Annotated in this window: 21 protein-coding genes; 1 reads left to right on the top strand and 20 read right to left on the bottom strand. The window is 41.0% G+C overall.

Translation table 11 applies throughout. The annotated features are described in order from the left end of the window. Positions 1-34 precede the first annotated feature (34 nt). The 9 genes from CGICJO_RS07965 to CGICJO_RS07925 form a co-directional block, all read right to left on the bottom strand. On the bottom strand, positions 35-1,699 hold the full coding sequence (locus tag CGICJO_RS07965) for an MORN repeat-containing protein (protein ID WP_486498481.1): 1,665 nt from the start codon (positions 1,697-1,699) through the stop codon (positions 35-37). Positions 1,700-1,810: 111 nt separating this feature from the next. After that, on the bottom strand, positions 1,811-2,779 hold the full coding sequence (pfkA, locus tag CGICJO_RS07960) for a 6-phosphofructokinase (RefSeq protein WP_486498480.1): 969 nt from the start codon (positions 2,777-2,779) through the stop codon (positions 1,811-1,813). Between the two features lie 180 nt (positions 2,780-2,959). Then, positions 2,960-6,478, bottom strand: a complete 3,519-nt coding sequence (locus tag CGICJO_RS07955) for a DNA polymerase III subunit alpha (protein WP_486498479.1) — start codon at positions 6,476-6,478, stop codon at positions 2,960-2,962. 92 nt (positions 6,479-6,570) lie between these two features. Then, complete coding sequence (gene xseA / locus CGICJO_RS07950; RefSeq protein ID WP_486498478.1) at positions 6,571-7,794, bottom strand: exodeoxyribonuclease VII large subunit; 1,224 nt, start codon at positions 7,792-7,794, stop codon at positions 6,571-6,573. Beyond that, positions 7,791-8,801: a tRNA (adenosine(37)-N6)-threonylcarbamoyltransferase complex transferase subunit TsaD gene (locus CGICJO_RS07945; RefSeq protein ID WP_486498477.1), complete on the bottom strand. Its 1,011-nt coding sequence runs from the start codon at positions 8,799-8,801 to the stop codon at positions 7,791-7,793. The genes xseA and CGICJO_RS07945 overlap by 4 nt, the downstream gene beginning before the upstream one ends. A 1-nt stretch (position 8,802) precedes the next feature. Continuing rightward, on the bottom strand, positions 8,803-9,246 hold the full coding sequence (nusB, locus tag CGICJO_RS07940; RefSeq protein WP_486498476.1) for a transcription antitermination factor NusB: 444 nt from the start codon (positions 9,244-9,246) through the stop codon (positions 8,803-8,805). 132 nt (positions 9,247-9,378) lie between these two features. Next, positions 9,379-10,386, bottom strand: coding sequence for a CHAP domain-containing protein (locus tag CGICJO_RS07935; protein ID WP_486498475.1), 1,008 nt, complete (start codon positions 10,384-10,386; stop codon positions 9,379-9,381). A gap of 425 nt (positions 10,387-10,811) precedes the next feature. Further along, positions 10,812-11,675, bottom strand: coding sequence for a 16S rRNA (adenine(1518)-N(6)/adenine(1519)-N(6))-dimethyltransferase RsmA (rsmA, locus tag CGICJO_RS07930; protein ID WP_486498474.1), 864 nt, complete (start codon positions 11,673-11,675; stop codon positions 10,812-10,814). After that, entirely contained in the window at positions 11,676-13,085 is a 1,410-nt protein-coding gene (locus CGICJO_RS07925) for an RsmB/NOP family class I SAM-dependent RNA methyltransferase (protein ID WP_486498473.1), read from the bottom strand. Positions 13,086-13,137: 52 nt separating this feature from the next. Here CGICJO_RS07925 and CGICJO_RS07920 point away from each other — a divergent pair, with 52 nt between their 5' ends. Beyond that, positions 13,138-13,332: a hypothetical protein gene (locus CGICJO_RS07920; RefSeq protein ID WP_087376232.1), complete on the top strand. Its 195-nt coding sequence runs from the start codon at positions 13,138-13,140 to the stop codon at positions 13,330-13,332. A gap of 128 nt (positions 13,333-13,460) precedes the next feature. Here the strand turns inward: CGICJO_RS07920 and CGICJO_RS07915 are convergent, their stop codons facing one another. The 11 genes from CGICJO_RS07915 to CGICJO_RS07865 all read right to left on the bottom strand — a co-directional run bounded on the left by CGICJO_RS07915 (position 13,461) and on the right by CGICJO_RS07865 (position 25,141). After that, entirely contained in the window at positions 13,461-14,138 is a 678-nt protein-coding gene (locus tag CGICJO_RS07915; protein WP_486498472.1) for a lactate utilization protein, read from the bottom strand. 122 nt (positions 14,139-14,260) lie between these two features. Beyond that, positions 14,261-15,328, bottom strand: a complete 1,068-nt coding sequence (locus CGICJO_RS07910) for a zinc ribbon domain-containing protein (RefSeq protein ID WP_486498471.1) — start codon at positions 15,326-15,328, stop codon at positions 14,261-14,263. Between the two features lie 99 nt (positions 15,329-15,427). Then, positions 15,428-17,410, bottom strand: a complete 1,983-nt coding sequence (ligA, locus tag CGICJO_RS07905) for an NAD-dependent DNA ligase LigA (RefSeq protein ID WP_486498470.1) — start codon at positions 17,408-17,410, stop codon at positions 15,428-15,430. Between the two features lie 3 nt (positions 17,411-17,413). After that, a complete protein-coding gene (locus CGICJO_RS07900) occupies positions 17,414-18,358 on the bottom strand; it encodes a glycosyltransferase (RefSeq protein ID WP_486498469.1) in 945 nt (314 codons plus the stop codon). 27 nt (positions 18,359-18,385) lie between these two features. After that, the gene (locus tag CGICJO_RS07895; protein ID WP_486498468.1) at positions 18,386-18,964 is read right to left on the bottom strand and encodes an HD domain-containing protein; all 579 of its coding nucleotides are present in this window, start codon (positions 18,962-18,964) and stop codon (positions 18,386-18,388) included. 15 nt (positions 18,965-18,979) lie between these two features. Beyond that, positions 18,980-19,558, bottom strand: coding sequence for a TIGR01440 family protein (locus CGICJO_RS07890; RefSeq protein ID WP_486498467.1), 579 nt, complete (start codon positions 19,556-19,558; stop codon positions 18,980-18,982). Positions 19,559-19,655: 97 nt separating this feature from the next. After that, positions 19,656-21,641: a bifunctional 4-hydroxy-3-methylbut-2-enyl diphosphate reductase/30S ribosomal protein S1 gene (locus CGICJO_RS07885; RefSeq protein WP_486498466.1), complete on the bottom strand. Its 1,986-nt coding sequence runs from the start codon at positions 21,639-21,641 to the stop codon at positions 19,656-19,658. After that, on the bottom strand, positions 21,629-22,249 hold the full coding sequence (locus CGICJO_RS07880) for a lysophospholipid acyltransferase family protein (RefSeq protein WP_486498465.1): 621 nt from the start codon (positions 22,247-22,249) through the stop codon (positions 21,629-21,631). The genes CGICJO_RS07885 and CGICJO_RS07880 overlap by 13 nt, the downstream gene beginning before the upstream one ends. Beyond that, a complete protein-coding gene (gene cmk / locus CGICJO_RS07875) occupies positions 22,249-22,920 on the bottom strand; it encodes a (d)CMP kinase (RefSeq protein WP_486498464.1) in 672 nt (223 codons plus the stop codon). The genes CGICJO_RS07880 and cmk overlap by 1 nt, the downstream gene beginning before the upstream one ends. An 84-nt stretch (positions 22,921-23,004) precedes the next feature. Next, entirely contained in the window at positions 23,005-24,240 is a 1,236-nt protein-coding gene (locus CGICJO_RS07870) for a BaiN/RdsA family NAD(P)/FAD-dependent oxidoreductase (protein WP_486498463.1), read from the bottom strand. Further along, positions 24,230-25,141, bottom strand: a complete 912-nt coding sequence (locus CGICJO_RS07865) for a MurR/RpiR family transcriptional regulator (RefSeq protein ID WP_486498462.1) — start codon at positions 25,139-25,141, stop codon at positions 24,230-24,232. Before CGICJO_RS07865 ends, CGICJO_RS07870 begins: the two co-directional genes overlap by 11 nt. Positions 25,142-25,310: the final 169 nt, after the last annotated feature.

Here is a 25,310-nt window from a genome sequence, read left to right as displayed (position 1 = left end):
CCTCTAAATCTTTCATAAGTTTAAAGAACCGAAATCAGATTAACTCGCTTAAATCTATCTCTCGCACAAGAGGAGATTTCTCATCATTTTTCCATTTAACAACTTCCAAAACTCCGTCCTCACGGAACACAACGGAAAATCCTTCTCTCTTTCCGTCAACGTATTTGCCGTAATATGTAACGTTTCCCTCTTTGTCAAATTTAACGCATACGCCCTGAGGCTTGTTGTCGCTCCACTTTCCGGCAAGCACAGAGCCGTCGTCAGGCTTAAAGCCCACGCCCATGCCCTCACGTTTATTGTTTTTCCATGTACCGGCATAGGATACGCCGTCGTCTTTATAGTAGTGAACGCCAAAGCCCTCTCTGTGGTCTTTGAAATACTCGCCCTCATAGGCTGTTCTTCCGTTAGGTTGTTCAGTTCTGCCGTAGCCGTTTCTCTCGTTGCGGCTGTTTGTTTCTCCGTAATATCTGTAAATTTCATTGTTGAGATTGAGAGTCATATCGCATTTATCTTTCCAAGGATTAACAGTAACATTTTTATCCTCGCAGCAGCTCTCAACCGGTACATCTGCCTCTTCTGAATACACCATTTTATTGTTCATAGTGTCTTTCATCCTTTCCTTAGAATTAAAGGACTCATTCATATCACCGTATTGTTTTTCTTTTCTGTGAGCTTTCAGGCTCTCTTTTGTCTTATGCTTTTTCTTTGTTTCTTTTACCGGAGCGCTCAAATCGATTACATCTTCTCCGCTGTAGTCCGGATTTTCAGACTCAGACTCCATATTATCAAACACAAAATCATTTCCTGAAACCGCTGTTCTTGAAGTTTCCATAGCAACTCCATTCATAGGAATATTTTCAAATCCCTTAGGCGGAGCGTTGAACTCTTCTCCGTCTTCATACATATCTTCCATATTTTTCTGTTCAAAAGTCGGTGCTTCGCCGTAATTTCTGGCGTTTCTTATATCAATTTTACCGCTGTTATTCTTAAAATATTCCGGTTTAAAATTGAAGCCCGACTCCACCTGCTGAGCGGTAACGTCAAATTCCTCTTTCTTTTCTTCGGCAATCTCTTTTTTAATATCCTCAACTATAGTTTCAAATCTCTTTACACCCTCAGCGTCTGCATAATACTCAAGACCCTCGGAGGAGAAAACCGAAACATCTACGGAAACATTTCTCATAAAGGCACGCTCTAAAATTTCCGGGTCGTCCTCATAATTGCACTTATAAAGGGTTACAGGCTGGGGCTGAGAAGAACTTTTTTTGATAAAAACACGTTTTCCGTCTTTAAATCCTGAGGACACCAAAATCTGTCCCCCGTTAAAGCCATTGGAATTATAGTATTCTGCTCTAATCCACTGATGGTCAGAAGAAAAGAAAACCTTTCTCTCCGCTGTACCCTTGTCATTGGTTGTTTCCACATAATAGGAACCGTCGCCGTTCTTGTGGCTGGTTTCACTGAGCTTGCTGTTTTTGTAAACCCTCCAAAACAACGGCCTGTCTTTTTCCAAGGAATAGATATATTTTACACTTTCGGTTTCTCCGTTTTTAACAAGTCTGTCCTTTTGAGAACATCCTGTCAAAAAAAATCTTCCTCTCACGTTTGACAGCACATCGCAGGTGATATCATCACAGTCATATCCGTTCAGGGAAACACCATATATTCTGTAGTTTTCTTTGTCCCAGTTTTTTAACATACTCAAAATCCTTTATTCACAACATACTCTTTCAGTTGAAATAATTTTAGAAAAGGCACAATATAAAATACTGTGCCTTTTCTTACTTACTATATAATTATCGCTTTTAAATCAGATAGAAATATCCATTGCAATCTGATAAAGATTCTTATCAAATACACGCTCCATGCTGAGTCCTTCTGTGATGTCGATATCTGTGACTTTACCGTCACGCATAGCGACAACTCTGTTTGATGCTCCTGAGATAAGAAGCTCAACAGCCTTATGACCCATCATACTTGCAACAACTCTGTCTCTGAGTGTTGGTGAACCGCCTCTCTGAACATGTCCGAGAACTGTTGCTCTTGATTCGATGCCTGTACGCTCCTGAACAAATCTTGCGATTTCTTCAACACCGCCAACGCCCTCAGCAACAACGATGATAAAATGCTTTTTACCTGTAGCCTGTGTTGCAAGAATTCTTGAAACAACGTCTCTTTCAAGGTCGTGCTCAATTTCCGGAACGAGGATTGATGTTGCACCCACTGCGATACCAGCCTGAAGTGCGATATCTCCGCAACGTCTTCCCATTACTTCTACAACAGAACAACGGTCGTGTGACTGTGCAGTATCTCTGATCTTGTCAACCATTTCCATAGCAGTATTCATAGCTGTGTCAAAGCCGATTGTGTATTCACTGCAAGCGATGTCATTATCAATTGTACCTGGAATACAAACGCAAGGTATACCGTGTGCTGTAAGGTCTCTTGCTCCTCTGAAGGAACCGTCACCGCCTATAACAACAACGCCTTTAACGCCCAAACTATTGCAATATCTTGCTGCCTTTTCAACGCCTTCCGGTGTGTTGTACTCTTTGCTTCTTGCTGTGTAAAGCACTGTACCGCCACGGTTGATTGTGTCTGAAACGGAGCGGAGATTCATCTCTACAACGTCTCCGTTAAGAAGACCGTTATATCCACGATGAACACCTACAACGCCAAGACCCTTGTTGATACCAGCTCTAACAACGGCTCTAACAGCCGCATTCATACCAGGTGCGTCTCCACCGCTTGTCAATACTGCAATCTTTTCCTTTGCCATAATATAAAACCTCCATTGGTGTATGCTGCGCATGATTGCGTATAGGACGTAAATTTCACTATGTAAAATTTTCTGTGATGCAACTTTAAAGCTTACAACCACATTAAACGTCGTATACACTATACAAATATTATTATATACCCTCTATAACAAATAATCAAGAGATTTTTTCAAAGTGCTTCAATTTTTCTTAATTTTGACATTATCATCCCCGAGCCTTGACGAAAGCTCGGAAAGCATTACATCATTTATATCAACCCACATGTTTCTTGGAGCTTTTAGAAGCTTTTTGTCGTTTTCAAGATATAGATATAAAGGAGTATTTCCGTCAAAAATGTCTATTATTTGTTTTGCTCTATTATACTTTTTCCCGCCTATTTTATCAACCTTTAAATAAAGGGAAATGTTTTCAAAATTCTGTCTGCCTGAAAAGCTTCTGCCCGCCTCCGGAATTGTTTTTTCCGGCACTTCATCGGCAGATGTTCCCGCTGTTTTTATCAAATCGCAGATAATCTTCGGTTCTTCATCAGCGGAACAATTAACCCTTCCGCTTATGTCGAGGACTGCGCCCTTCTTTATATATGCGCCGTACATTGCAAATATTTTCGGGAAAACCAAAAACTCGCAGGTTCCGTATTTATCCTCTGCGCTTACAAAAGCCATCATCTGGTTGGTTTTTGTAAGCTGTGTCTTTACAGCCTTGACAACGCAAACTACTCTTACATTTCTTCCGTCGCAGTATTTGTCGGAATTTTCATCGTCTATTATGTCGCCTATTCTGTCCGCTTTTATTTTTTCGCTGTATCCGTCATAGGCGTCAAGGGGATGACCGCTGAGATACATTCCTGCGATTTCATCCTCCATAAACAGCAGCTCGTCCTTTGAAAACTCCTCAAGGTTTGGGTAAACCGGCTCGTCGGAAACCTTTTCAGAACTGTCGCCGCCCATATCGAAAATGGAAAGCTGTCCTGCCATGTTTCTTTTTCTGTCGTACTCCACACCGTCCATTATGGTTTTCAATGTTGTCAGCATCTGACGTCTGTTTGCTCCAAGTCCGTCAAAGGCTCCGCATTTTATAAGACTTTCAATTCCCCTGGAGTTTGTGCCTTTGCCGTACATTCTGCTGCAAAAATCGTAAAGGGATTTAAACTTACCTTTTTGTCTTTCCTCAACAATGCTGTCGATAAAGCTTTTGCCAAGATTTTTAATGGCCATAAGTCCAAATCTTATATCGCCGCCCACAACAGTAAATGTGTTTCGGCTGTAATTGATATGAGGAGGCAAAACCCTTATTTTAAGTCGTCTGCATTCCCCTATATAAACCGCAAGCTTGTTTTGTCTGTCCAAGACGCTTGTAAGCAATGCCGCCATATACTGGCAGGGATAATGGAATTTAAGCCAAGCTGTCTGATATGAAACTATAGCATAAGCCGTAGCATGGGATTTGTTAAAAGCGTAAGAAGCAAAGCTTTCCATTTCTGAGAATATGGAAAGAGCAGTGTTTTTGTCAACACCACGGCGCAGACAACCTTCAACCTCCACGCTTCCGTCTTCATTTACAAGTCCGTTTATGAAAATTTCCTTTTCCTTTTCCATAACGTCGTGCTTCTTCTTACTCATGGCACGGCGAACAATATCCGCACGACCCAAAGAATATCCGGCAAGGGTTCGGAAAATCTGCATTACCTGCTCCTGATATACAATACATCCATAGGTAACATCGAGTATATCTTTCAAAAGAGGATGCTTGTATCTCACCTTTTCCGGATGATGGGAGTTTTCAATATACATGGGGATACTTTCCATTGGTCCCGGACGATAAAGGGAAATAACCGCAATCAGGTCTTCTATTGAGGTTGGGCCAAGCTGTGTCAAAACACTTTTCATGCCCTGACTTTCAAACTGAAAAACGCCCTCGGTAAAGCCCTGCGCCATCATTTTATAGACGCCCTTATCCTCTATGTCAATATTTTCAATTGACACCTTTTCGCCGCCGCTTTTTATCATTTCCAAAGCGTCATTTATAACCGTAAGGTTTCTCAGTCCCAAAAAATCCATTTTGAGAAGTCCCAGTTCCTCCAAAGTGGTCATGGTAAACTGGGTTACAATGGTGTCGTCGTTTCTGGCAAGGGGGACATAATCGTTTACCGGACGGTCTGTAATTACTACGCCTGCGGCGTGGGTTGTGGTGTTTCTGGGCATTCCCTCAATGCTCATGGCTATGTCTATAAGGTTTTTTACAGCCGGGTCAGTGTCGTATTTATCCTTAAGCTGAGAGCTTACAGTAAGTGCCTTTTCTATTGTCATTCCCAAGTCCTGAGGAATAAGCTTTGCTATAACATCCACCGAGCCGTATGGCATACCTAAAACTCTTCCGACGTCACGCACGGAACCTCTGGCAGCCATTGTACCGAATGCCACAATCTGAGCCACTCGGTCTTTGCCGTACTTTTCAATAACATAGTCGATAACCTCTCCACGTCTTTCAGTGCAGAAATCTATATCGAAGTCCGGCATACTTACACGCTCAGGATTTAAAAATCTTTCAAATAGAAGATTATATTTAATAGGGTCAATTCCGGTAATTCCCACGCAGTAAGCGCACAGAGAACCTGCGCCGCTTCCTCTTCCCGGGCCTACGGGAATTCCTTTTGACTTTGCATAGTTTACAAAGTCATCAACAATGAGATAGTAATCCACAAAACCCATTCTTTTAATTGTGGTAAGCTCGTATTCAAGTCGCTCCACAAGGGATTTATCTAGATTATCGCCATAGTGTCTGTAAAGGCCCTCGTAACATCTGCGTTTAAAAAATTCGTAGTGATCCTCGTCGTTTGGAACATCGAAATTCGGCAGCTTTCTCACTCCGAACTCAAAATCCACATTGCACCTTTCGGCAATTTTTGCGGTGTTTTCAAAAGCTTCTTCCATATTTGGAAAAGCTTCTTTCATCTCTTCTTCCGACTTCACATAAAATTCTTCCGTTGCAAACTCCATTTTATTGTCGTCGTAAATTGTATGGTTGGTCTGAATACAGAGCAGAATCTCGTGAAGCTTGCTGTCCTTGGCGTCGATATAGTGGCTGTCGTTGGTTACAACAAGAGGAATACCTGTTTCCTGACTTATTGAAATAAGCTTCGGATTTACCTCCTGCTGTTCTCTTATTCCATGATTTTGAAGCTCAATAAAAAAGTTGTTTTCTCCGAAAAGATTTTTATAATAAAGGGCTTTTTTCTTAGCAGCCGTGTAATCTCCGTTTAAAATAAGTGAGGGAAGCTCTCCTGCAAGGCAGGCGGAAAGGCATATAAGCCCCTCGTGATATTCCTCCAAAAGGGCATCGTCTATTCTTGGTTTCACATAAAAACCCTCTGTAAAGCCCTTTGAAACAAGCTTGATAAGGTTTCTGTAGCCCACATCGTTTTCACACAAAAGAACCATATGATAGTAATCACGTCCGGCAGTTCTCACCTTGTCAAAACGGCTTGAGGGAGCTACATAAACTTCACATCCTATTACAGGCTTTATTCCTGCTTTTTTGCAGGCACGGTAAAAATCTATAACACCGTACATTACACCGTGGTCAGTTATGGCAACCGCATTTTGACCTATGGCTTTTATTTTTTCCACCAGCTTGTTAATGCGGCAGGCTCCGTCAAGCAAGCTGTATTCAGTATGAAGATGCAAATGAACAAAAGACATATTCCCACCTCCTGTCAGTATTTTTCTAAAAATAAGCAAAACTTCCGACAGCTTTCATATCTTATCGGAAGCACGCTGTTAATATATTTAATTTATTCAACTATCGCCGTAAAGGAACCGTCTGAAAGGGTAACTGAAATCCTGTCGCCTTTGCTTACCTGATTTACAGAGCTTACGACCGCGCCCTCTTTTTGCAAAGCGGCATAACCTCTTTTCAGGATTTTTTCAGGGTCAAGCTGGCTGAACTTATTTTCTATTGTGTTTAAATCAAGCTCCTTGGAAGAAATAAACTTTTCTTCAGCTTCATGAAAACATTTTTTCAGCTCATTGAGATAAGCTATTTTATTTTCAAATTCCCTTTCAGGGCCACGCATTGCCATGTTGTCCTGAATTCTCGCAAAAATCATCTCTTTATGCAAAAGATTTTTTTCTGCATAACGCTCCATGCTTTTTTCCAGAGAAGTAAGCTTGTTTTTCTCTTCATAAATATCCGGAACAGCTCTCTTCGCCGCCGCAGAAGGCGTATGCTCTCTCACATCTGCCACAAAATCACAGATTGTAAAATCCGTTTCATGACCCACTGCGGAAATTACAGGCACAGTACAGTCAAATATAGCTCTGGCAAGCTCCTCGCTGTTAAATGCCCACAAATCCTCCGCAGAACCACCGCCTCTGCCGATTATAACCACGTCTGCGCATTTCGTGTCGGAAAAGTATTTAATACCCTGTATAAGCTGTTTTGGAGCTTCTTCCCCCTGAACCAGCGACGGGTATATTATAATATTTATGGGAGGCCAGCGTTTTAACAAAATACTTTTTATATCCTCAACTGCCGCTCCTGTAGGAGATGTTATAACTCCGACTGTTTTCGGATACAAAGGCAAAGGCTTTTTTGCGGACTGCAAAAAAAGTCCCTCTTTTTCCAGCCTGTTTTTAAGCTGTTCAAAGGCTATAGCCAAAGCACCTGCCCCCAAGGGCTGCAAATCATCAATATAAAGCTGATACTGTCCCGTGGCTTCATACAGGGAAACTCTTCCTCTGGCGATTACCTTCATTCCGTTTTCCGGACGAAATTTAAGCCTTGCGGCGTTTCCAGCAAAGATTACCGCCTTTATAACGGACTTATCATCTTTAAGAGAAAGATAGATATGACCGCTTCTGTAATGGTCTGTAAGGTTTGATATCTCGCCGGATATAAAAACCCCGGATAATCTGGGATCGCTGTCCATAAGTGATTTTATATAAAAATTAAGCTGGCTTACAGTGAGAACACCGGTTCTGCCAACATTAAATGATGTATTTATAATAACAGTCACCTGCTTTTATAGTGCTTTATTCCCGTGAGAAACGCAATTCCACCTGCATTGTCGGAAGAAAATTCCGCAGAGGCAAAGCTGCAGTTAAAGTCCCTTTCCATTCTTTCTCTGATAATAGAATTGGACATTACTCCTCCGGCATAAATCAAAGGATAGTCACCGAATTTTTCAAGAATATAACGGGTCATATCCGAAAGTGTTTCTTCCACATAAGCCAGACAATAAGCCGCTGTTTTCTCCTTGGAATCTCCGGATTTGAGCATTTGACTGCATTTATTTTCAACACCGCTTAAACAGCAGCGTCCCTCTTTTACTGAGGTTTTTATATTGAAAAGTTTTTTCTTGGAACTGTTTCTTCTATACTTTTGAGCCTTATCCTCCGGAATATAATTTTCAATGTTGAGATAAAACTCTTTTGCAAGCTTTTCTATCTCTTTTCCGCAGGGAAAAGAAAGTCCCATTTGTACTCCTGCTCTGTCAACTGCCTGTCCTGCGTTTAAATCAAGGGTTTCACCGACTATAGAAATGTCTTTTATAAAACCGCCGCTGCAATTTACCAAAAGTGCTTCCGTGGTTCCTCCGCTTAAATGAAAGGCAATAAAATCACAGTTAAGCAAATCAGTTTTGCCGCAGCTGAACACAGCCGCAGCTATATGCCCTTCCTGATGTGAAAACTCATACATCGGTACATGAAGTGTATCCGCTAAAACATGGGCAATATTTACGCCGACAGTAAAACAGGGCATATAGGAATTTTCCACAGGTCTTGGTTTTGATGAAACGCCCACTGCGCAGACATTTTTTAAATCAACTTCCTGTGAAAGCTCTTTATATATTTCATAAAACTGCTGTGTATGGTGAAAAACAGCATCGCTTTGACGCAAGCCGCACTGACCGTTTTTCACCGGCAGAAGTTTTCTTTTATGGATTATTTCATTTTTTTCGCTGTCATAGACCGCCACCGATGTGGTGTAGTTGCTTGTGTCGATACCAAGATAAATTCCCATATCAATCACTTTCAAACTTTTCGTTTCTTGCTACTGCTCCCAAAACACCGTTTACAAAACTGCTGTCGTCAATGGTATATTTCTTTGCAAGCTCAACAGCTTCGTTTATTGAAACAGAAACCGGAACAGTCTTTTCGTATTTCATTTCATAAATTGCAAGTCTCATAACCGCCAATGCAACCTTCGGGATTCTTGAAAGTCTCCAGCCTGATTTCAAATATTTCTCTATAATTCCGTCAAGCTCTTCCTTATGAGCCTCAACACCCATAGCTGTCTTTTTTGCATAATCTGAAACAGTAAATTCCTCAAAGCTTTCATCGGCAGCTTCTATAAGCTCATAAATATTGTCGTTTCCCGGGAAAAGCATCTCAAAGCCAAGGATAAAAGCTTGTTCTCTTGATTCATATCTTGAAACCGGCTTGTTGTCGTTTTTCTTTTCAGTCATTGCATCATACCTCGCACACATAAATTATCAAAATTCTAACCTTAAATAAATCTTTTTAATTATAACACATTTATAAATTATTGTAAACAAAAAAGGCGGTATCCGCATGGACACCGCCGTATGTTCTTTATATTAGCTTACTGCAAGTATTTTCTGAAGTGCTATACAGTCAGCTATGTCGAAATCTCCGTCTTTATCACAATCGTAAAGATCTGTTGTTTCGCCGTTATCAAGTCTGGCGATAGATCTCTGCATCTTTGTGGAGTCGAGAATTGTCAAGCTTCCGTCCATGTCAACATCTCCGTAAGTGTAACAACCTTCGTTTGTTGCCCATGTTGAAAGAGCTATCCAGCCTTCTCTGCCGCCGTAATTTATCTTACCCCAGCAGTACTTAGTATCTGTGCAAAGCTCTGATACAAAGTAATCCTTGCCCTGTGAACCGGTTGAAATATATCCGAGTGCACTTGCATCTGTTGAAGGCTTGCTTCTAACTGCAAGACTGTTAACCTTTATGTTAACTCTCATAAGCTGATTTTCACCGATAACTCCGATTGGGTCAACCGGTGTTTCGTTATTTCCGGAATCAGTTGCTCCGCCTGAGCTTCCTCCTGAACTTCCGTCATCATCTAAAAGATAGATAAAGCCTTGGAATGTCCAGCTGCTGTTTCCGCCAAAGTTATCAGAACCGTCAGCCTTTCCTGTGGTAAGATAAAACATTGTTCCGCTCCATGATGAATTGGAGAAAGTAACAACGCCGTCTTCAATCTTTTCAACCACAGCTACATGTCCTGAGCTTTCACCCCACCAACAAGCTATGGCGCCGACTCTCGGTTCCTGACCCTTTTCATAAGCGGTTGTAAGCTCGTACCATCTTCTGGCATCGTAATTTGGAAGAGATGGTTTAGCATCTAAAATCTCATAAGCCCTTCCGTAGGCATAAGCCGTACAGTTTGGCATTCCGTATCCTGAGCTGTAAAAAATATTTTTATTACTAAAATAGTATCCATTATCACTTGAAGGAGCAGTCAATCTTGGTACATATGTATCTGAAGCAGCGTTTGCACTGATAAATACCATAGTTGACATTATTGCTATGATAAGTGCCGCTATTAACGACGCAATGCGTTTTTTCCTGGTCACTTGAACACCTCGCATAATTCAATTTTATTCAAGCTTTAACACATGAAATACACGTCGTTTTAACCGTGGTAACAAGTTGTTAACAGCTTTGTCATTATTTTACCACTAACAATTACAGATTTGCAACTATTTTTTCTCCTTCTTACAGATTTTCCCTTTAATTTTTTGTTAATTTTAACAAAATAGAAATCTATTTATAATTTATATAATTATTGTTTTAAAATCACCCGTTTTGAAGCTTTTTCCTAAAAAATCAATATCAGAATAATAGTTTTCTTACCAATATTTCTTTTTAGCATTTTAAAAATTTATAAATACAAAAATATTTAAACACACATTTCGTCACTTTTTTATTATGAAAATCGGAAATTAAAGCTGTAACTACTTTCTGTTTTTTGTAATTAGTTCTTTTATTCCTTTTTAAGTTAAATTATTATATCACAAAGTCTGTCGGCAATTTTTCCAAGGTTTTCCAGTGTAAGCTCCTCAGCTCTTTTTGAAGCAGGTATACCGCAGTCCTCAAGTACAGAAATTATCTCCTGTTTGCCGACAGAAAGACCGCCGCTCAGGGAATTGGCTATATTTTTTCTTCTCTGTGAAAAAGCCGCCTTAATTGTCTTGAAGAACACTTCCTCACTCTTCACTGAAACGGGAGGTTCTTTTCTTATGTTAAGTCTTATAACCGCTGAGTCAACCTTAGGCGCAGGCATAAAAGAACCCGATGAAACATTAAAGAGAAGCTCAGGCTCACTGTAATACCATACAGCCGCTGTTACCGCTCCGCACTGTCTTGTTCCCACATTTGCGCATATTCTCTGGGCAGCCTCTTTCTGAACCATTACGGTTATAGATGAAACATTCAGTTTTTCTTCCAGCAATCGCATAACAATAGGTGATGTGATGTAATATGGAAGGTTTGCGCACACGCATACATTCATTCCCTCAAACTCTTCCTCAATAAGCTTGTTAAGGTCAAGCTTCATTACGTCCTCGTTAATAACCTTTACATTTTCGTACTCTCCCAAAGTTTCCTCAAGAACAGGCAAAAGTCTTTTGTCCAATTCAACTGCAATAACTTTTTTAGCACGCTTTGCAAGCTCGTTTGTCAAAACTCCGATTCCAGGGCCAACCTCAATAACTCCGCTGTTTTCATCCACGCCGCACTCCATTGCCATTCTGGGGCACACAGAGGGATTTATAAGAAAATTCTGACCCAGCGCTTTTGAAAATGTAAAGCCGTGCTTATGCAGGATTTCTTTTACCGTATTTATATTAGAAAGTTTTTCCATTTATAACAATCTCAATCCTTTCGGGTATTTGTTTTTAAGTGTTCCGTCAACGGCTTTTCCAAAGCCTGTGGTCATTCCCTCACAGCAAACCGCTGTATATCCTTTTATATCGGATGGAATTTCTATTTCCTCACCTTTCAGGTACTTTATAATTCTTTCATCACCGAGTGATAAATCAACGATGTTTACACATTCGTCTTTTTCTGCCGCCATAAAGGCACTGTGAGCAGGCTCTATTCTTCCTTTTTTGCCCTCTCCCAGCAAAACTCCGGCTCTGAGGACTCCGCATCTTTCTATTGACGGGAATTTTTTCAGGGCTTCCGGAAGTAAAATTATCTTTCCGTTAATCTGTGAAATATTTTCTCCAAAGGGTCTGTTTACAAACAAGCTGTCATAAAAATCAAGAATTTCTTCCCTTGTTATTTCATTGGACTGAACTTTTCCCCTCTGGTTTTTACCCTGTTTTTTAGAACCTTTTCTTTCTGTTGAAGCACCAAAGCTATCATAGAAATAAGAACCGCTTTCTATGGACATTCCTTTATGTCTGAGCTTAACGGCAAAATGTCCCTCTCCTCCATGGAAAGGAAAGATTCTAACCGCTCCGCCCATTGTTTTCATTCCGAAGCTTTCATTTTCATCTACAATTTCAAAATCAGGATTATTATTAAGAAACTTTTCAATAACACCTTCGTTTTCCTCAGGTGAAAAGGTACAGGTTGAATAAACAATAACTCCGCCGGGCTTTAAGGCAAGCTTTGCGCTTTCCAAAATATTCAGCTGTCTTACTGCACAGGCCTCCACATGCTCTCTGCTCCAATGCTCCAGCGCCTGAGGCTCTTTTCTGAACATTCCCTCTCCGCTGCAGGGCGCATCCACAAGAATTTTATCAAAACATCCTGCAAGTCTTTTGCAGAGCTCCTCCGGGCTTTCGCTGGAAACAACTGCGTTTCTCACGCCCATCCTCTCTATATTTGAAAGGAGAATTGAAGCTCTTGACCTTACAATCTCGTTTGACCACAAAAGTCCCTTTCCTTTAAGCTTTGCGGCTATCTGTGTGGATTTTCCGCCTGGAGCTGCACACAAATCAAGAACACAGTCACCTTCCCGAGGGTTTAAAAGGGTCACTGCGCTCATTGCAGAGGGTTCCTGAACATAGTATGCGCCGCAGTGATGCAGGGGGCTGTTACCAATAGAGGAAGCACTGGCGGGTATATAGGTTCCCTCCTGGGCAAAGGGCACTTGTTCCCATGGAAAATCCAAAAGGGTTTTCAGTTTTATAACAGAGATTTTCAAAGTGTTTGCCCTTAAACCACGGAAAGGCTCGCTGTCATAATTATCAAGAAATTTTTGGAAATTCTCTTTTAAGACAGGTTTTATCTCATTTAAAAAATCAGGTAATAATTGTATCATAAGAATATATCCACGCTCTTAGTTTATAATAATATCAAAGGAGGTGCTAAACTTGAGCAGACAAAACAAAAGAAATTATCAGAACAGACAGAACCAGAACAACCAGTCCATGAACCACGCAGATAACAATTATCCCGTAGATTCAATGAACGATGTTTACGAGTCATACAGCCAGTCCTCTGTAAAGAGAAGCAAAAATAATCAGAAGCGCAGCGCTCAGAACAAAAACGAGAGCAACTGCCGTTAAATTATATCTTCCCCATTTCCATCATTTTATATGCACAGTTTAACCTAAATCACGAAAACCGTGTATTTACAGCATCCGTCGGATAATTTTTTTCTTTTACCCGACGGATGCTGATTTTACATATGAAATTAAAATCCGAGCTCTTCGCCCACAATAATGACCTTAATTCTGTTTTTCTGACGCTGATATCCGCTTACAAGATAACTGCAACAGATTCTGTCTTCACTTTTGCATCCCTTGGCAAGTCCTGTGCTTTCGCCGTCTTTTGCAGAAACACAAACTCCGCATTTACTGCAATATGTGTCCTTGTTAAGTCTTATAGTGTTTGCAGGGGCTGCAATCTCCTTAACACGCATTTCGGCTTCTTTCAAATCTCTTACAATCTTATTGTATCCACACACAACCACAACGCTTTTAGGGCCGTATACAATGGCTGCAACTCTGTTTCCGTTTCCGTCAACATTGTAAAGCTCGCCGTTTTCGGTCACTGCGTTTGTACTTGTGAAATACACATCTGCGCTGAAAGCATCTCTGTAAACCTTGTCAATTTCTTCAGGTGTTATTCCCTCTCTTGAACGGTCCAGATAGTTATATCTGCTCTTTTTAACAAGGTCTATAATTCCGGTTTCCACAAGAGAAACAGAGCCGCCGCTGGCTATTGTATCTCCCGGAGCAATAAGAGTTTCAGCCAAAGCCTTGGCGTCCTCCTTAGTGCGGCAAAAATAAGCTTCCATATTATTGGCTTTAAGGTTTGCAATAGTTTTTTCAATCTTTTTATCAATTATTTCCTGTTTGCACCAATTCATTGTGTCAACCCCTTTGTAATCATTAAAATTTATAAAAGTTATTATACATAAAACAACAGGCTTTTTCAAGTGTTTCAGAAGCATATAAAAAGCCCGGAGTATTTCATCCGGGCAAAAATTGTTTATATAACAAAATTATTCATGAGATTTTCGCTGTCCTGTACGTCGTCATAGAACATATAAACTACCAAAAATACTCCGTCTTTCTCTGTTACATAGAAAGAATTATATCTGTAGTCAGTTTCAGGGTCGTAATTTACAAATTCTACGTCTTTCTTTGCAAATTCAACTCCGCATATGGAAACAGTTTCAACATCTGACACTTCATAGTCAGCCTCGTCAACACCTGAAAGAGTATTTACTACAAAGCTATTGAGATAAAACTCCTTGGAAAAGCTTCCTAATTTCTGAGCATAAATTAACATCTCGCTGTAGTTTTCACCTATTAAATCAAGTCCTACAACGCCTACAGACATATCATCGTTGTTATCTCCGTAATAGCTTATGATTTCCTCTTCAGTGAGGCTATAATATGTATTGGGGATATTATAGGTAATTCCGAAAAAGTCATTTGTATACACGCCGTCCACTGTTGAACCCTTGTACATGGAAACATCCTCTGAAGACTCTGTTGTTTCCTCATCAAAAGGATTATCATAGAAAGGACTGTCGCCGTAATCCTGATAAACGTCCTCGTCTGTTTCGTCTTTGGAATTTGTAATCGGCTCGAAGTCCTCTTCAACGGAAGTTTTGGAACTGCTTCCGAATATGAAGAATGCGCCGATTCCTATAGCCGCTACAAGGACTATACAGCATAAAACTATCACTGCCGCCTTTCCTGAGCCTTTCTTTTTAGGCGGTGTCTGCTGCGGCTGGTTATAATATCCTCCGTTATACTGACCTGTAGGAACATTTCCGCTCATATTATAATTGCTGTAATTATTTCCGTACTGAGAATAATCGCCGTTTTGCTGGGTTCCGTAATTGTTCGGTGTATTTCCATAACCGACAGACTGCGGTTCCTGGGTTTCAGGTTTTTCCTGTGCCTGAATTACAGGTTCCTGCTGAATCTGCTGTTCTGTTGTTCTACCCTCATCAACAGACGGTGCTGATTTTTCCACTTCAGCGCCGCAAATAGGACACATTTTCATATCGTCTTCAAGTTTAAATCCGCATTGTGTACAATACATACTCCAGACCTCTTTTCTTTGTAAAATTAAGGTTTAACCTTATTATATATTATATTATATAACAAGATATATTTCAATAATAATTTTTTAAGGTAAAATTTAATTCATCATATTGAGAAATTCCTCTTCTGTCAATATGGTGATACCAAGGCTTTGAGCTTTTACCAGCTTGCTTCCGGCTTCTTCTCCTGCAAGAACATAGTCTGTCTTTTTTGAAACAGATGAGGAAGTTTTTCCTCCCTGAGCTTCAATCATTTTAGAAGCTTCTGCTCTTTTAAGTGTAGGCAAGGTTCCTGTAAGAACAAAGGTTTTACCCTGGAAAACTCCGCCCTCGGATTTTTTCTCAAGAGGTTTCATCTCGACGCCCAAAGCTTTCAAATCATCCAAAAGCTTTACGGTTTCAGGCAAAGAAAAATATTCCTGTGCGCTTTTCGCCATTATCTCGCCGTATCCGTCGATTTCTCCGATTTCCTCCGCTGTGGCTTTAAGAATATTTTCAAGTGACAGGAATTTTTCGCAGAGAAGCTTTGCGGCTTTCTGACCTATATGTCTTATTCCCAAGGCGTAAACCAGTCTGTAAAGCTCTCTTGATTTAGATTTTTCTATTGCTGAAATGAGGTTTGAGGCTGATTTTTCGCCCATTCTCTCCATAGACGACAAATCCTCGGCTTTAAGCTTGTAAATATCCACAGGTGAAGAAATTACCTTATCGTCTGCAAGACGGTGAAGCAAGGAAGGACCAAGGCCCTCGATATCCATAGCGTCACGGCTGACAAAGTGTATCAAGTGTCTTATAAGCTGTGCAGGACATCCGGTGTTTGTACATCTGTATGCCGCCTCGCCCTCTTCTCTTGTGACCTCACTGCCGCAGGAAGGACATTTTGTTGGGAAAACAAAGTCTTCCCCTCCCTCAGCGTGTTCCTTAACTCCCAAAACCTCGGGAATTATCTCTCCCGCTTTTCTGACAATTATAAGGTCGCCAACACGGATATTTTTTTCTTTTATAAAATCCTCGTTGTGAAGCACAGCACGGCTTACGGTTGTTCCCGCAAGGCTTACAGGCTCAAATATGGCAACAGGTGTAAGAACTCCGGTTCTGCCCACGTTTACCTCGATTTCCAAAAGCTTTGTGGCTTTCTCTTCCGGCGGATATTTGTATGCCTCTGCCCATTTAGGAAACTTTGCAGTGCTTCCCAAAAGCTCTCTTACAGCATAGCTGTCCACCTTTACAACAGCTCCGTCAATTCCGTAAGGCAGACTTCCTCTCATTTTGCCTATTTCCTCGATTTTATCAATGATAACATTGATATTATCAGAAATATCATAAAAATCCGCAACAGGAAATCCGAGGGATTTCAGATAGTCAAGGCTTTCCTTGTGACTGCTTATGGTTTTTCCCTCAATCTGCTGTATATTGAAAATAAAAATACTCAAATCTCTTTGTGCGGTTATTCTGCTGTCTTTCTGGCGCAAAGAGCCTGCGGCGGCATTTCGAGGGTTTTTAAAGGTTTTTTCCTCGTTTTCTTCCTGCTGCTGTACAAGTCTTTGGAAGCTTTCGGTGGACATATACACCTCGCCTCTCACCTCCAAAAACTCTGGAGCGTTTTCAATTCTCTTTGGAAGATTTTTGATTGTAAGAAGGTTTGATGTTACGTCCTCACCGGTAACGCCGTCGCCACGGGTTGAACCACGTACAAAGACGCCGTTTCTGTACTCACAGGAAACAGAAAGTCCGTCAAATTTCGGCTCTACCACATATTTAGCGTCAGGAGCAATTTCCTTGACCCTTTTATCAAACTGTCTTAATTCTTCGTGTGAAAATGAATCGTGGAGACTTTCCATAGGCACGGCATGGGTTACAGGTGAAAACTTTTCCCCTGCGCTTCCGCCTACTCGGTTGGTTGGGGAATCGGGCTTTGCAAATTCCGGAAATTCAGCTTCAAGATTTTCCAGTTCCCTCAAAAGTCTGTCGTATTCAAAATCCTCTATTTCAGGGCTGTCGCTGTTATAATAAAGGTCGTTATGATAATTTATTATTTTTACCAGCTCTTCAATTCTTTTTTCAGCAGTTAATCTATCCATATTTTACCTCGGTTTGTACATCCAGGGCATATAGTTAAAATTAAACACAGCCCTTTTTATGCTTTTATTTGTTTTCTGGGATACGGTTAAAAGCTTATCGTATCCCTTAATTTTTAACGCTTTTTTTATTGTTTTTATTTCGTATCCGTGATTTATCAGTGAATCAACGCAGTTCAAAACCGTATCGGGAATTTTTTCTTTTTCAAACTTTTCTTTCAGGTCATCATCAGCCGAGCAATATTCCAAAAGTTCGCTTATTCTCATCATACTTTCAATTCTGCCGAAGCAGGCAAAATCATCGGCGGCAGAAGCTGTTTTTGGGACTTCTACAGACTCGTCCCTTTCCATAACGCAGTCGCACTGATGAATTTTATCCGCCAAAAGCAATGACTTATAAATATACTCCTCAGCATAGCCCACTGAGCTTTCGTCGTCAAAATAAACCTTTCTGCTGTTTATATAAAAGGTTTTAAACATCATTGCTCCCAAATCAAGACTTGTGTATCCGCTTATGATGGCTTTAAACATTTCCTGACCGGTTATTTTTACAGAGGAAAAGTTCAGGCTTTTACCCTTTTCACTGTCAGGCAGTTTTCCGAAAACCACATCTGCAAGGTTTTCCTTCGCCGCCTGGAGATATTCGGGGATAAAGCATTTATACATATGTCTTGGAAACACAAAGGTTGAATAAAGTCCCTGGGCATTTCTCAGACCGGAATTAAGCACGGCGCCGTAAAGACTTTTTCCGCATTGAATAACTCTTCCGTTTAAACCATAGAGCTTTACGCTGTCCAAAGCACATATCATAGTATTGTCTTTGGAGTTTATATCAAGCAAAATATATTCAACATTTATTCCCTGCACACAGTTGTTTACGGTTTTCAAAACCTCTTTTATGCTTTCCCCTAAATTTTTCATTGGTATTATAACCGACAGCTCAGTTTCCATACATTTTCCTCTTCCTTAAACATTTACTTATCGTTTATTCACTGCAGAAGTTCCTTTTTCTCTGAGATAGGTGGACTCCAAATCCGCCAAATGAAGCTTTACAGCCAGAGGATATTTTTCATAGGCAAGGCTTACGGTAAAGCCGTTGCTGTCCTCAAATCCTCCCATATGCCAGCGGATTGCCATAGCCTCTTCGATTTTAAGACGCATAAATCTTTCTATGAGAAAAACTGATTTTTCTCCGTGACCATAAGGAAAGCTGTCCTCCACTGCATAAAACGGCTGTTTTTCCCATTGGCCTGTCTGCTCGTTTTTCACGTTTCTGGTGCTCACCTTATAAAACTGAGCCTTGCACAGGTCATGGAGCAGAGCGGCAATAGCAAAGCTCTCCGCATTGTCCTTTTCCTCGTCAAAATGCTTTTCCATAAGGGTATTAAAAACACTTACGGAGTGCATCACAAGACCACATTCACAGGCACAGTGATATTTTGTGCTTGCAGGAGCTGTGAAAAAGTCTGTTTTCTGCATCCAGTCCAAAAGCTCCTTGGAGCCGGCTCTGTTTATGTATTTGTTATAGATACTTATAAATTCTTCTTTGTGGGTCATGTGTACCTCCGGAAATCACAGTTTAACTCTGTATTTTTCGTCAAATTCGTAAACCGCACGGGTTCCGCCCACATATTTCGGTCTTGTGTAGGCGCATATTATCATTGCGTTTCCAAGTTTATTTTCGGAAAGTCTTAAAGGCACTGCGGTTTCTTTCAGGTGCATACCTATCAAAGTTCCGCCTATATCAATTCCCGCCTGAGCTTTTACATGCTCAACCATACAGGGATTTTCAAAAACAGAATAGGCAACGGTTGCGCTGCTTCCTCCCGCTTTTGGCTGAGGCACAACGGAAACCTCCTCGAGATTATGACTCAAAGCATACTCTTTTTCCACAACCAAAGCACGGTTTAAATGCTCGCAGCACTGTGCGGCTAAATATATTCCCTTTTCTTTAAGCATGGGATAAAAACCTTTATACAATGCCTTTGCCGCTTCAAAGCTGGAATCATGTCCTATATGTCCGCCTACAATCTCGCTGGTAGAACAGCCAAGCACAAGCAAATCGCCTTTTTTAAGGTTAGCTTTCTCCACAAGCTCTGAAAACAATTTCAAAGCGTCCTGTGTAATTTTTTCATAATTTATATTTTCCACAACGCTCACCCCTTATTCTTTTCTTTGAAAAAGTTGATATTTTTATTATAAGACAAAAAGCGGACACCCAACAGGATGTCCGCCGTAAGTTTCAGAATTACTCTGCGTCAGCAGGTGCTTCCTCCTCTGAAATTACAGGGGCATCCGGAAGCAATTCTTTGATTGACAAGCTTACTCTCTTCTTGTCGAAGTCGATAGCTGTGATTTTAGCCTTTACAACTTCGCCGATTTTAAGCTCATCCTGTGGCTTCTCAATTCTCTTATTAGCGATCTGAGAAATATGGATAAGACCGTCAATTCCATCAATGATATTAGCAAAAGCGCCGAAAGATGTCATGCCGACAATCTTAGCGTCAACAACTGTTCCAACAGGATAATTGTTCTTGAGGATTTCCCAAGGATTGTCCTCTGCCTTTTTAAAGCCGAGAGAAATCTTGTTTGTCTCTGTGTTGATGTCCTTAATGTAAACTTCAACTGTGTCGCCTACGTTTACAACCTCGCTTGGATGCTTAATGCGGTTCCAAGAAAGCTCAGAAATGTGAATCATTCCGAATACGCCGCCAAGGTCAACAAATGCGCCGTAGTTTGTAAGGGACTTAACAACGCCTGTGTATGTCTTGCCAACCTCTGCTTCTTTCCAGAATGCTTCCTTCTGCTCTGCTCTCTTATCTCTGAGAACGGAACGGATAGAACCTACAGCTCTTCTTCTTCTGCCCTTCTGGGAAACCTCGATGAGTCTGAACTCAACTTCCTTCTTGAGAAGGTCGTCAAGGCTCTCGTCTCTGCTTGCAGTTGCCTGTGATGCAGGGATGAAAATTCTAACACCGTTGTATACAACGATAACGCCGCCGTTTACAACCTCAGATACAACACCCTTCAAAACTTCCTTAGACTCAACAAGGCCTTCAAGCTCTTCCCAGCCCTTCTGTGCGTCTACTCTGCGCTTTGAAAGCATGATTGTGCCTTCCTGGTCGTTTGTCTTCATGATAAGAAGCTCTACTTCGTCGCCAACCTTTACAACGTCTTCCGGCTTCTTTGTTGGGTCGTTAGAAAGCTCGTCAACAGGAATGTAACCTGCCTGTTTTCTGCCTACATCCACATAAACCTCGCTGGGAGTTATGCGAATAACAGTACCCATTACCCTCTCATTTGTATTTAAGTTTTTGAGGGACTCCTCAAGCATCGCCTCAAAATTTTCTTCAGTTTCCATTGTTTCACCGGATTTGTTAATAATGTCGCTCATTATATCCAGTACCTCCTTTATTATCCTGTCTGGTGTCGATGCACCCGCTGTAACGCCGATGTGTTCCGCCTTTGAGAACATATCTCGGTTCAATTCAGCCGCTGTCTCTATAAGAACTGTTTTTTCACAGTTGCGCAAACATATGTCAAACAGCTTTTTTGTATTTGAACTGTGTCTGTCTCCGATTACGACCATATAATCGGATTTACTCGATAATTCATCTGCCTCTTTTTGACGTTCCGACGTAGCATTACATATTGTATCAAAAATTTCGGCATTTGTATATACCTTTTTGAGAATTTTTAAACATTTTTTCCATTCTTGTGTATCAAAAGTTGTTTGAGCCACCAAAATCAGGGAATTTTGTTTCTCCTGAGGAATTTTTCCCATTATTTCACTTAATTCCTCACGGTTCTTAAAGGTCATACATTCGCCGGTACAGTGTCCCATTATGCCCTGGACTTCAGGATGTCCCGAGTCTCCGGCAATAAGGACAAATTTATTTTCAAGTCCCGCCTTTCTGACAATTCTGTGTATCTTTGCCACAAAAGGACAGGTGGCGTCCAGCAAGGGATTTCCCTTTTGTTTAATATCATCTATTACCTGCTGCGGCACGCCGTGGGACCTTATCACAATTATTTCGGAGAGGTCGGCTTCCTCTATTGAGTCTACAGGTCTGATACCCTTTTCTTTAAGCTCTCTGACCATCTCCATATTGTGTATTATAGGGCCTAAGGTTACGGCTTTTTTCTTTTCATCCAAAAGACCGTAAATCATATCAACAGCTCGGTTTACGCCATAGCAAAAACCGGCAGTCTTTGCAAGCTTTATTGTTGCCATAAGTCATGCTCTCTCATTTCGGTTATTTTTTCCATTATCTTTCTGGAAGCGTCCCTAAACTCCTTTGAAGAACCTGTAAGAAGTCCAAGCTCCTCCACAGTCATAGGCTCGCCGAATCTGACAATCCTCTTGCCGAAGGGTTTTCTTCCGCCGCCCTTTATGGTGATACATGCAGGGATTACCGGAGTATGTGTGGCATATGCTATCATTGCCGCTCCGCTTCTTGGTCTTAAAAGCTCGCCTGTTCTGGAACGTGTTCCCTCGATAAAAATAGCCATTACGTTTCCGTTTTTCAAAAGCTCTTCACCGTGGTTTATAGCTTCTTTATCTCCCTCGCCTCTGTAAACCGGGAAAGCCCCCAAGGCTTTTATAAGAGCGCCGAAAGCCTTATTCTTAAAAAGCTCAGCCTTTGCCATAAAGTACAGCTGTCTTTTCTGTCCAAGACCTAAAACCACAGGGTCGGAATAGGTTATATGGTTGCAGGCAAGTATATATCTACCCTCGGCAGGTATGTTGTTTTTATTATGATATTTTGTTCTGTAAATTACTTTAAAAATCGGAGTCAATACTATTCGTCCGAATACATAAAGCGGCTTTGCCTTTGGCATTACGAAATTCTCTCCCTTATTATTTTTGCAACCGCCTCAACGGAACCATCAAAGTCAAGATTGGTTGTATCCACAAGGACACTGTCTTCCGCCGGCCGCAAAGGAGCAGCTTTTCGGTTGGTATCGTTATAATCACGCTTGATTACATCTCTTAAAACATCTTTAACTGTTGTTTTCTCGCCTTTTTCCACAAGCTCTTTGTATCTTCTCTCTGCTCTTGATTCAGGAGAAGCAGTGAGAAAAATTTTAACCTGCGCATCAGGCAAAACCACTGTTCCGATATCTCTTCCGTCCATGATTACATTCTTTGTTTTTGCTATGTTTCTCTGCAAACCCAAAAGATATTCTCTCACTATTGGAAGAGCGGAAATATCAGAGGCAGTCATGCTTACCTCCGGTGTTCTGATAAGGCCTGTTACATCCTCTCCGTTCAAAAGCACAACCTGACCGCTTGTCTCTGAAAAATCCATTTCCACGGAAATTTCTTTCAGCAGAGCTTCAACCTCCGCTTTTGAAGAAGGGTCAACGCCCTTTCTAAGGGCTGCAAGCCCCACTGTTCTGTACAAAGCACCTGTATCCACATAAAGCAGTCCCAGCTGTTTTCCTACAGCCTTTGCAACGGAGGACTTTCCTGCCCCTGCCGGACCGTCAATTGCCACAGCTATGCACATACTATCATCCCTTTCATATTTTCAAAATGTAGATTCCATAATTACAAATATATATGCTAAAGTTAACTTATAAACTTAAATAAATTACAGACAGCTTTCTCCTGCCGCCCATCCTGTGGAAAAGGCAATCTGGAGATTAAATCCGCCGGTATATCCGTCAACGTCTATAACCTCGCCGGCAAAATAAAGGCCTTTTACAATTCGACTTTCCATGGTTGACGGGTTTATCTCCTTTGTGCAGACGCCTCCGGAGGTTACTATGGCTTCTTCTATAGGTCTAAATCCTTTTACATTTATTGAAAAGCTTTTCAAAAGCTTAACAAGTGCTGTTCTCTGCTCTCTCGTCACACTGTTGCATTTTGTGTCGAAAGAAATACCCCAGCGGTTTAAAACTACAGGTATCATCTTTCTGGGAAGCAGCTCTCCCAATGAATTGGAAACCGCTTTATTTATATTTTTCTCAAAATCTCTGAGTATTCTCTGGTCAAGCTTTTCTTCGCTTAAAGCCGGTTTTAAATCGAGATAAATCACATATTTTGTTTTATCAGGATTTTTAATATTTGCTCCTGCGCTTAAAACCATGGGGCCGCTTATTCCGAAATGAGTGAAAAGCATTTCGCCGAAATCCCTGTAAACCTCTTTTCCGCTGTCTGCGTTTACAACGGTCATGCCTGTGTTTTTAAGGGAAAGTCCCTGCATATCACGGCAGAATTTATCCGGACTTTCAATAGGTACAAGTGAGGGCTTCAAAGGGATTATTGTATGTCCCAGCTTTTGCGCAAAAGCATAGCCGTCGCCTGTAGAGCCGGTAAGAGGATAGCTCTTTCCTCCGGTGGCAATTATCACCTTTTGAAAGCTTCTTTTTTCACCGTTTTCCAAAACCAAGCCTTTTATTTCTCCGTTTTCAGCCAAAACATCGGTTACTTTATGTCCTGAGAAAACCGCTCCTGCCTCTGTTGCCGCCTTATGAAGTGTCACAGCAACGTCAGCCGCCTTATCTGAAACCGGAAAAACTCTGTTTCCTCTTTCAATCTTTGTTTTAAGTCCGTGACTTTCAAAAAAATCTATTGTATCCCAAGGTGTAAAGCCGTTTAAAGAGCTATACATAAATCTTCCGTTGGTGGGGATATTTCTTATAAATTCATCGTTGTCGCAGGCGTTTGTAATATTGCACCTGCCCTTTCCGGTAATTCTTATTTTCTTACCGAACATGTTATTTTTTTCAAATACAGTGACATCTCCGCCCAAGGACGCCGCCCTGTAAGCCGCCATCATGCCTGCGGCGCCTGCTCCTATTACTGCGATTTTTTCACCTTGCATCCTGTTTCTCTCCGTTTTCAGATGTATTATCCTTTTTTACCTTTTCACTGTTGGCGTAAATTCCCTGCTCGTTCCAAACCTGCTCCAAAGCCATAAAGGTTTTCTTAACATCCTCTTTCTTTGCTATAACCGTGGCAACTATAAGGGCGTTTATCATACTTAAAGGCGCTACCAGTGAATCAACCACAGACGCCATATCACTTCTTGCAATAAGAAGATGGTCAGCCTGAGAAACCAAAGGTGAAATCATGCTGTCAGTAAGGGCGATAACGTCTGCTCCCCTCTCTCTGGCAAAATGCATTACATCCACCGCCATAGTACTGTAGCGTGGAAAGCTTATTCCTATCATAACATCCTTTTCTGTAATTCTGAAAAGCTGTTCATAAGAGGCAGATTTGCTTGATGTGCTGATTACCCTTACATTTCCGAAAATCAGCTCGAAATAATATCCCAAAAAGTTTGCCAAAGGTGAAGTTGAGCGAACCGCATAGATATAAATATTTTCGGCGTTTACTATTGCCTTGACCGCATTGTTGAAATCCTCTCTTGAGGTTTCTTCAATGGTTCTGCGGATTTTTTCAATATCCTGATTCAATACGCTGTCAAGAACATCTCCTCCGCCTATTCTTTCGCAGGTAACGTCTATTCTCTGTACAGATGTAAGCTTATCCCTTATCATCTCCTGCATAGCTTTCTGAAGCTTCGGATATCCGCCGTAACCCAGCTCGCAGGCAAAGCGCACAACTGTGCTTTCACTTACCCCGACGGTTTCACCAAGCTTAGAAGCGGTCATAAAAGCTGCTTCGTCATAATGCTCTCCGATAAAATCAGCAATAAGCTTTTGACCCTTTGAAAGGTGCTGATATTTTGATTTTATTCTCGACAACAAATGTTTATCCATAATTGTTTACAAACCTCTTTTTTTGATTAAATATCGGTTGTTATCAACGGACAAAGTAAAAACCGTATACTTATCATCATATCTTTAAACTATACATAGAAGTATTTTACCATAATCTCAACTTTTTTTCAACAAAATTTTATAGTAAATATTTCTTGACCTTTTGTGA

The sequence above is a fragment of the Candidatus Limousia pullorum genome, assembly GCF_057405065.1.
The sequence above is the reverse complement of the archived record's forward strand: the minus strand, read 5'-3'. Positions and strand labels throughout refer to the sequence as shown.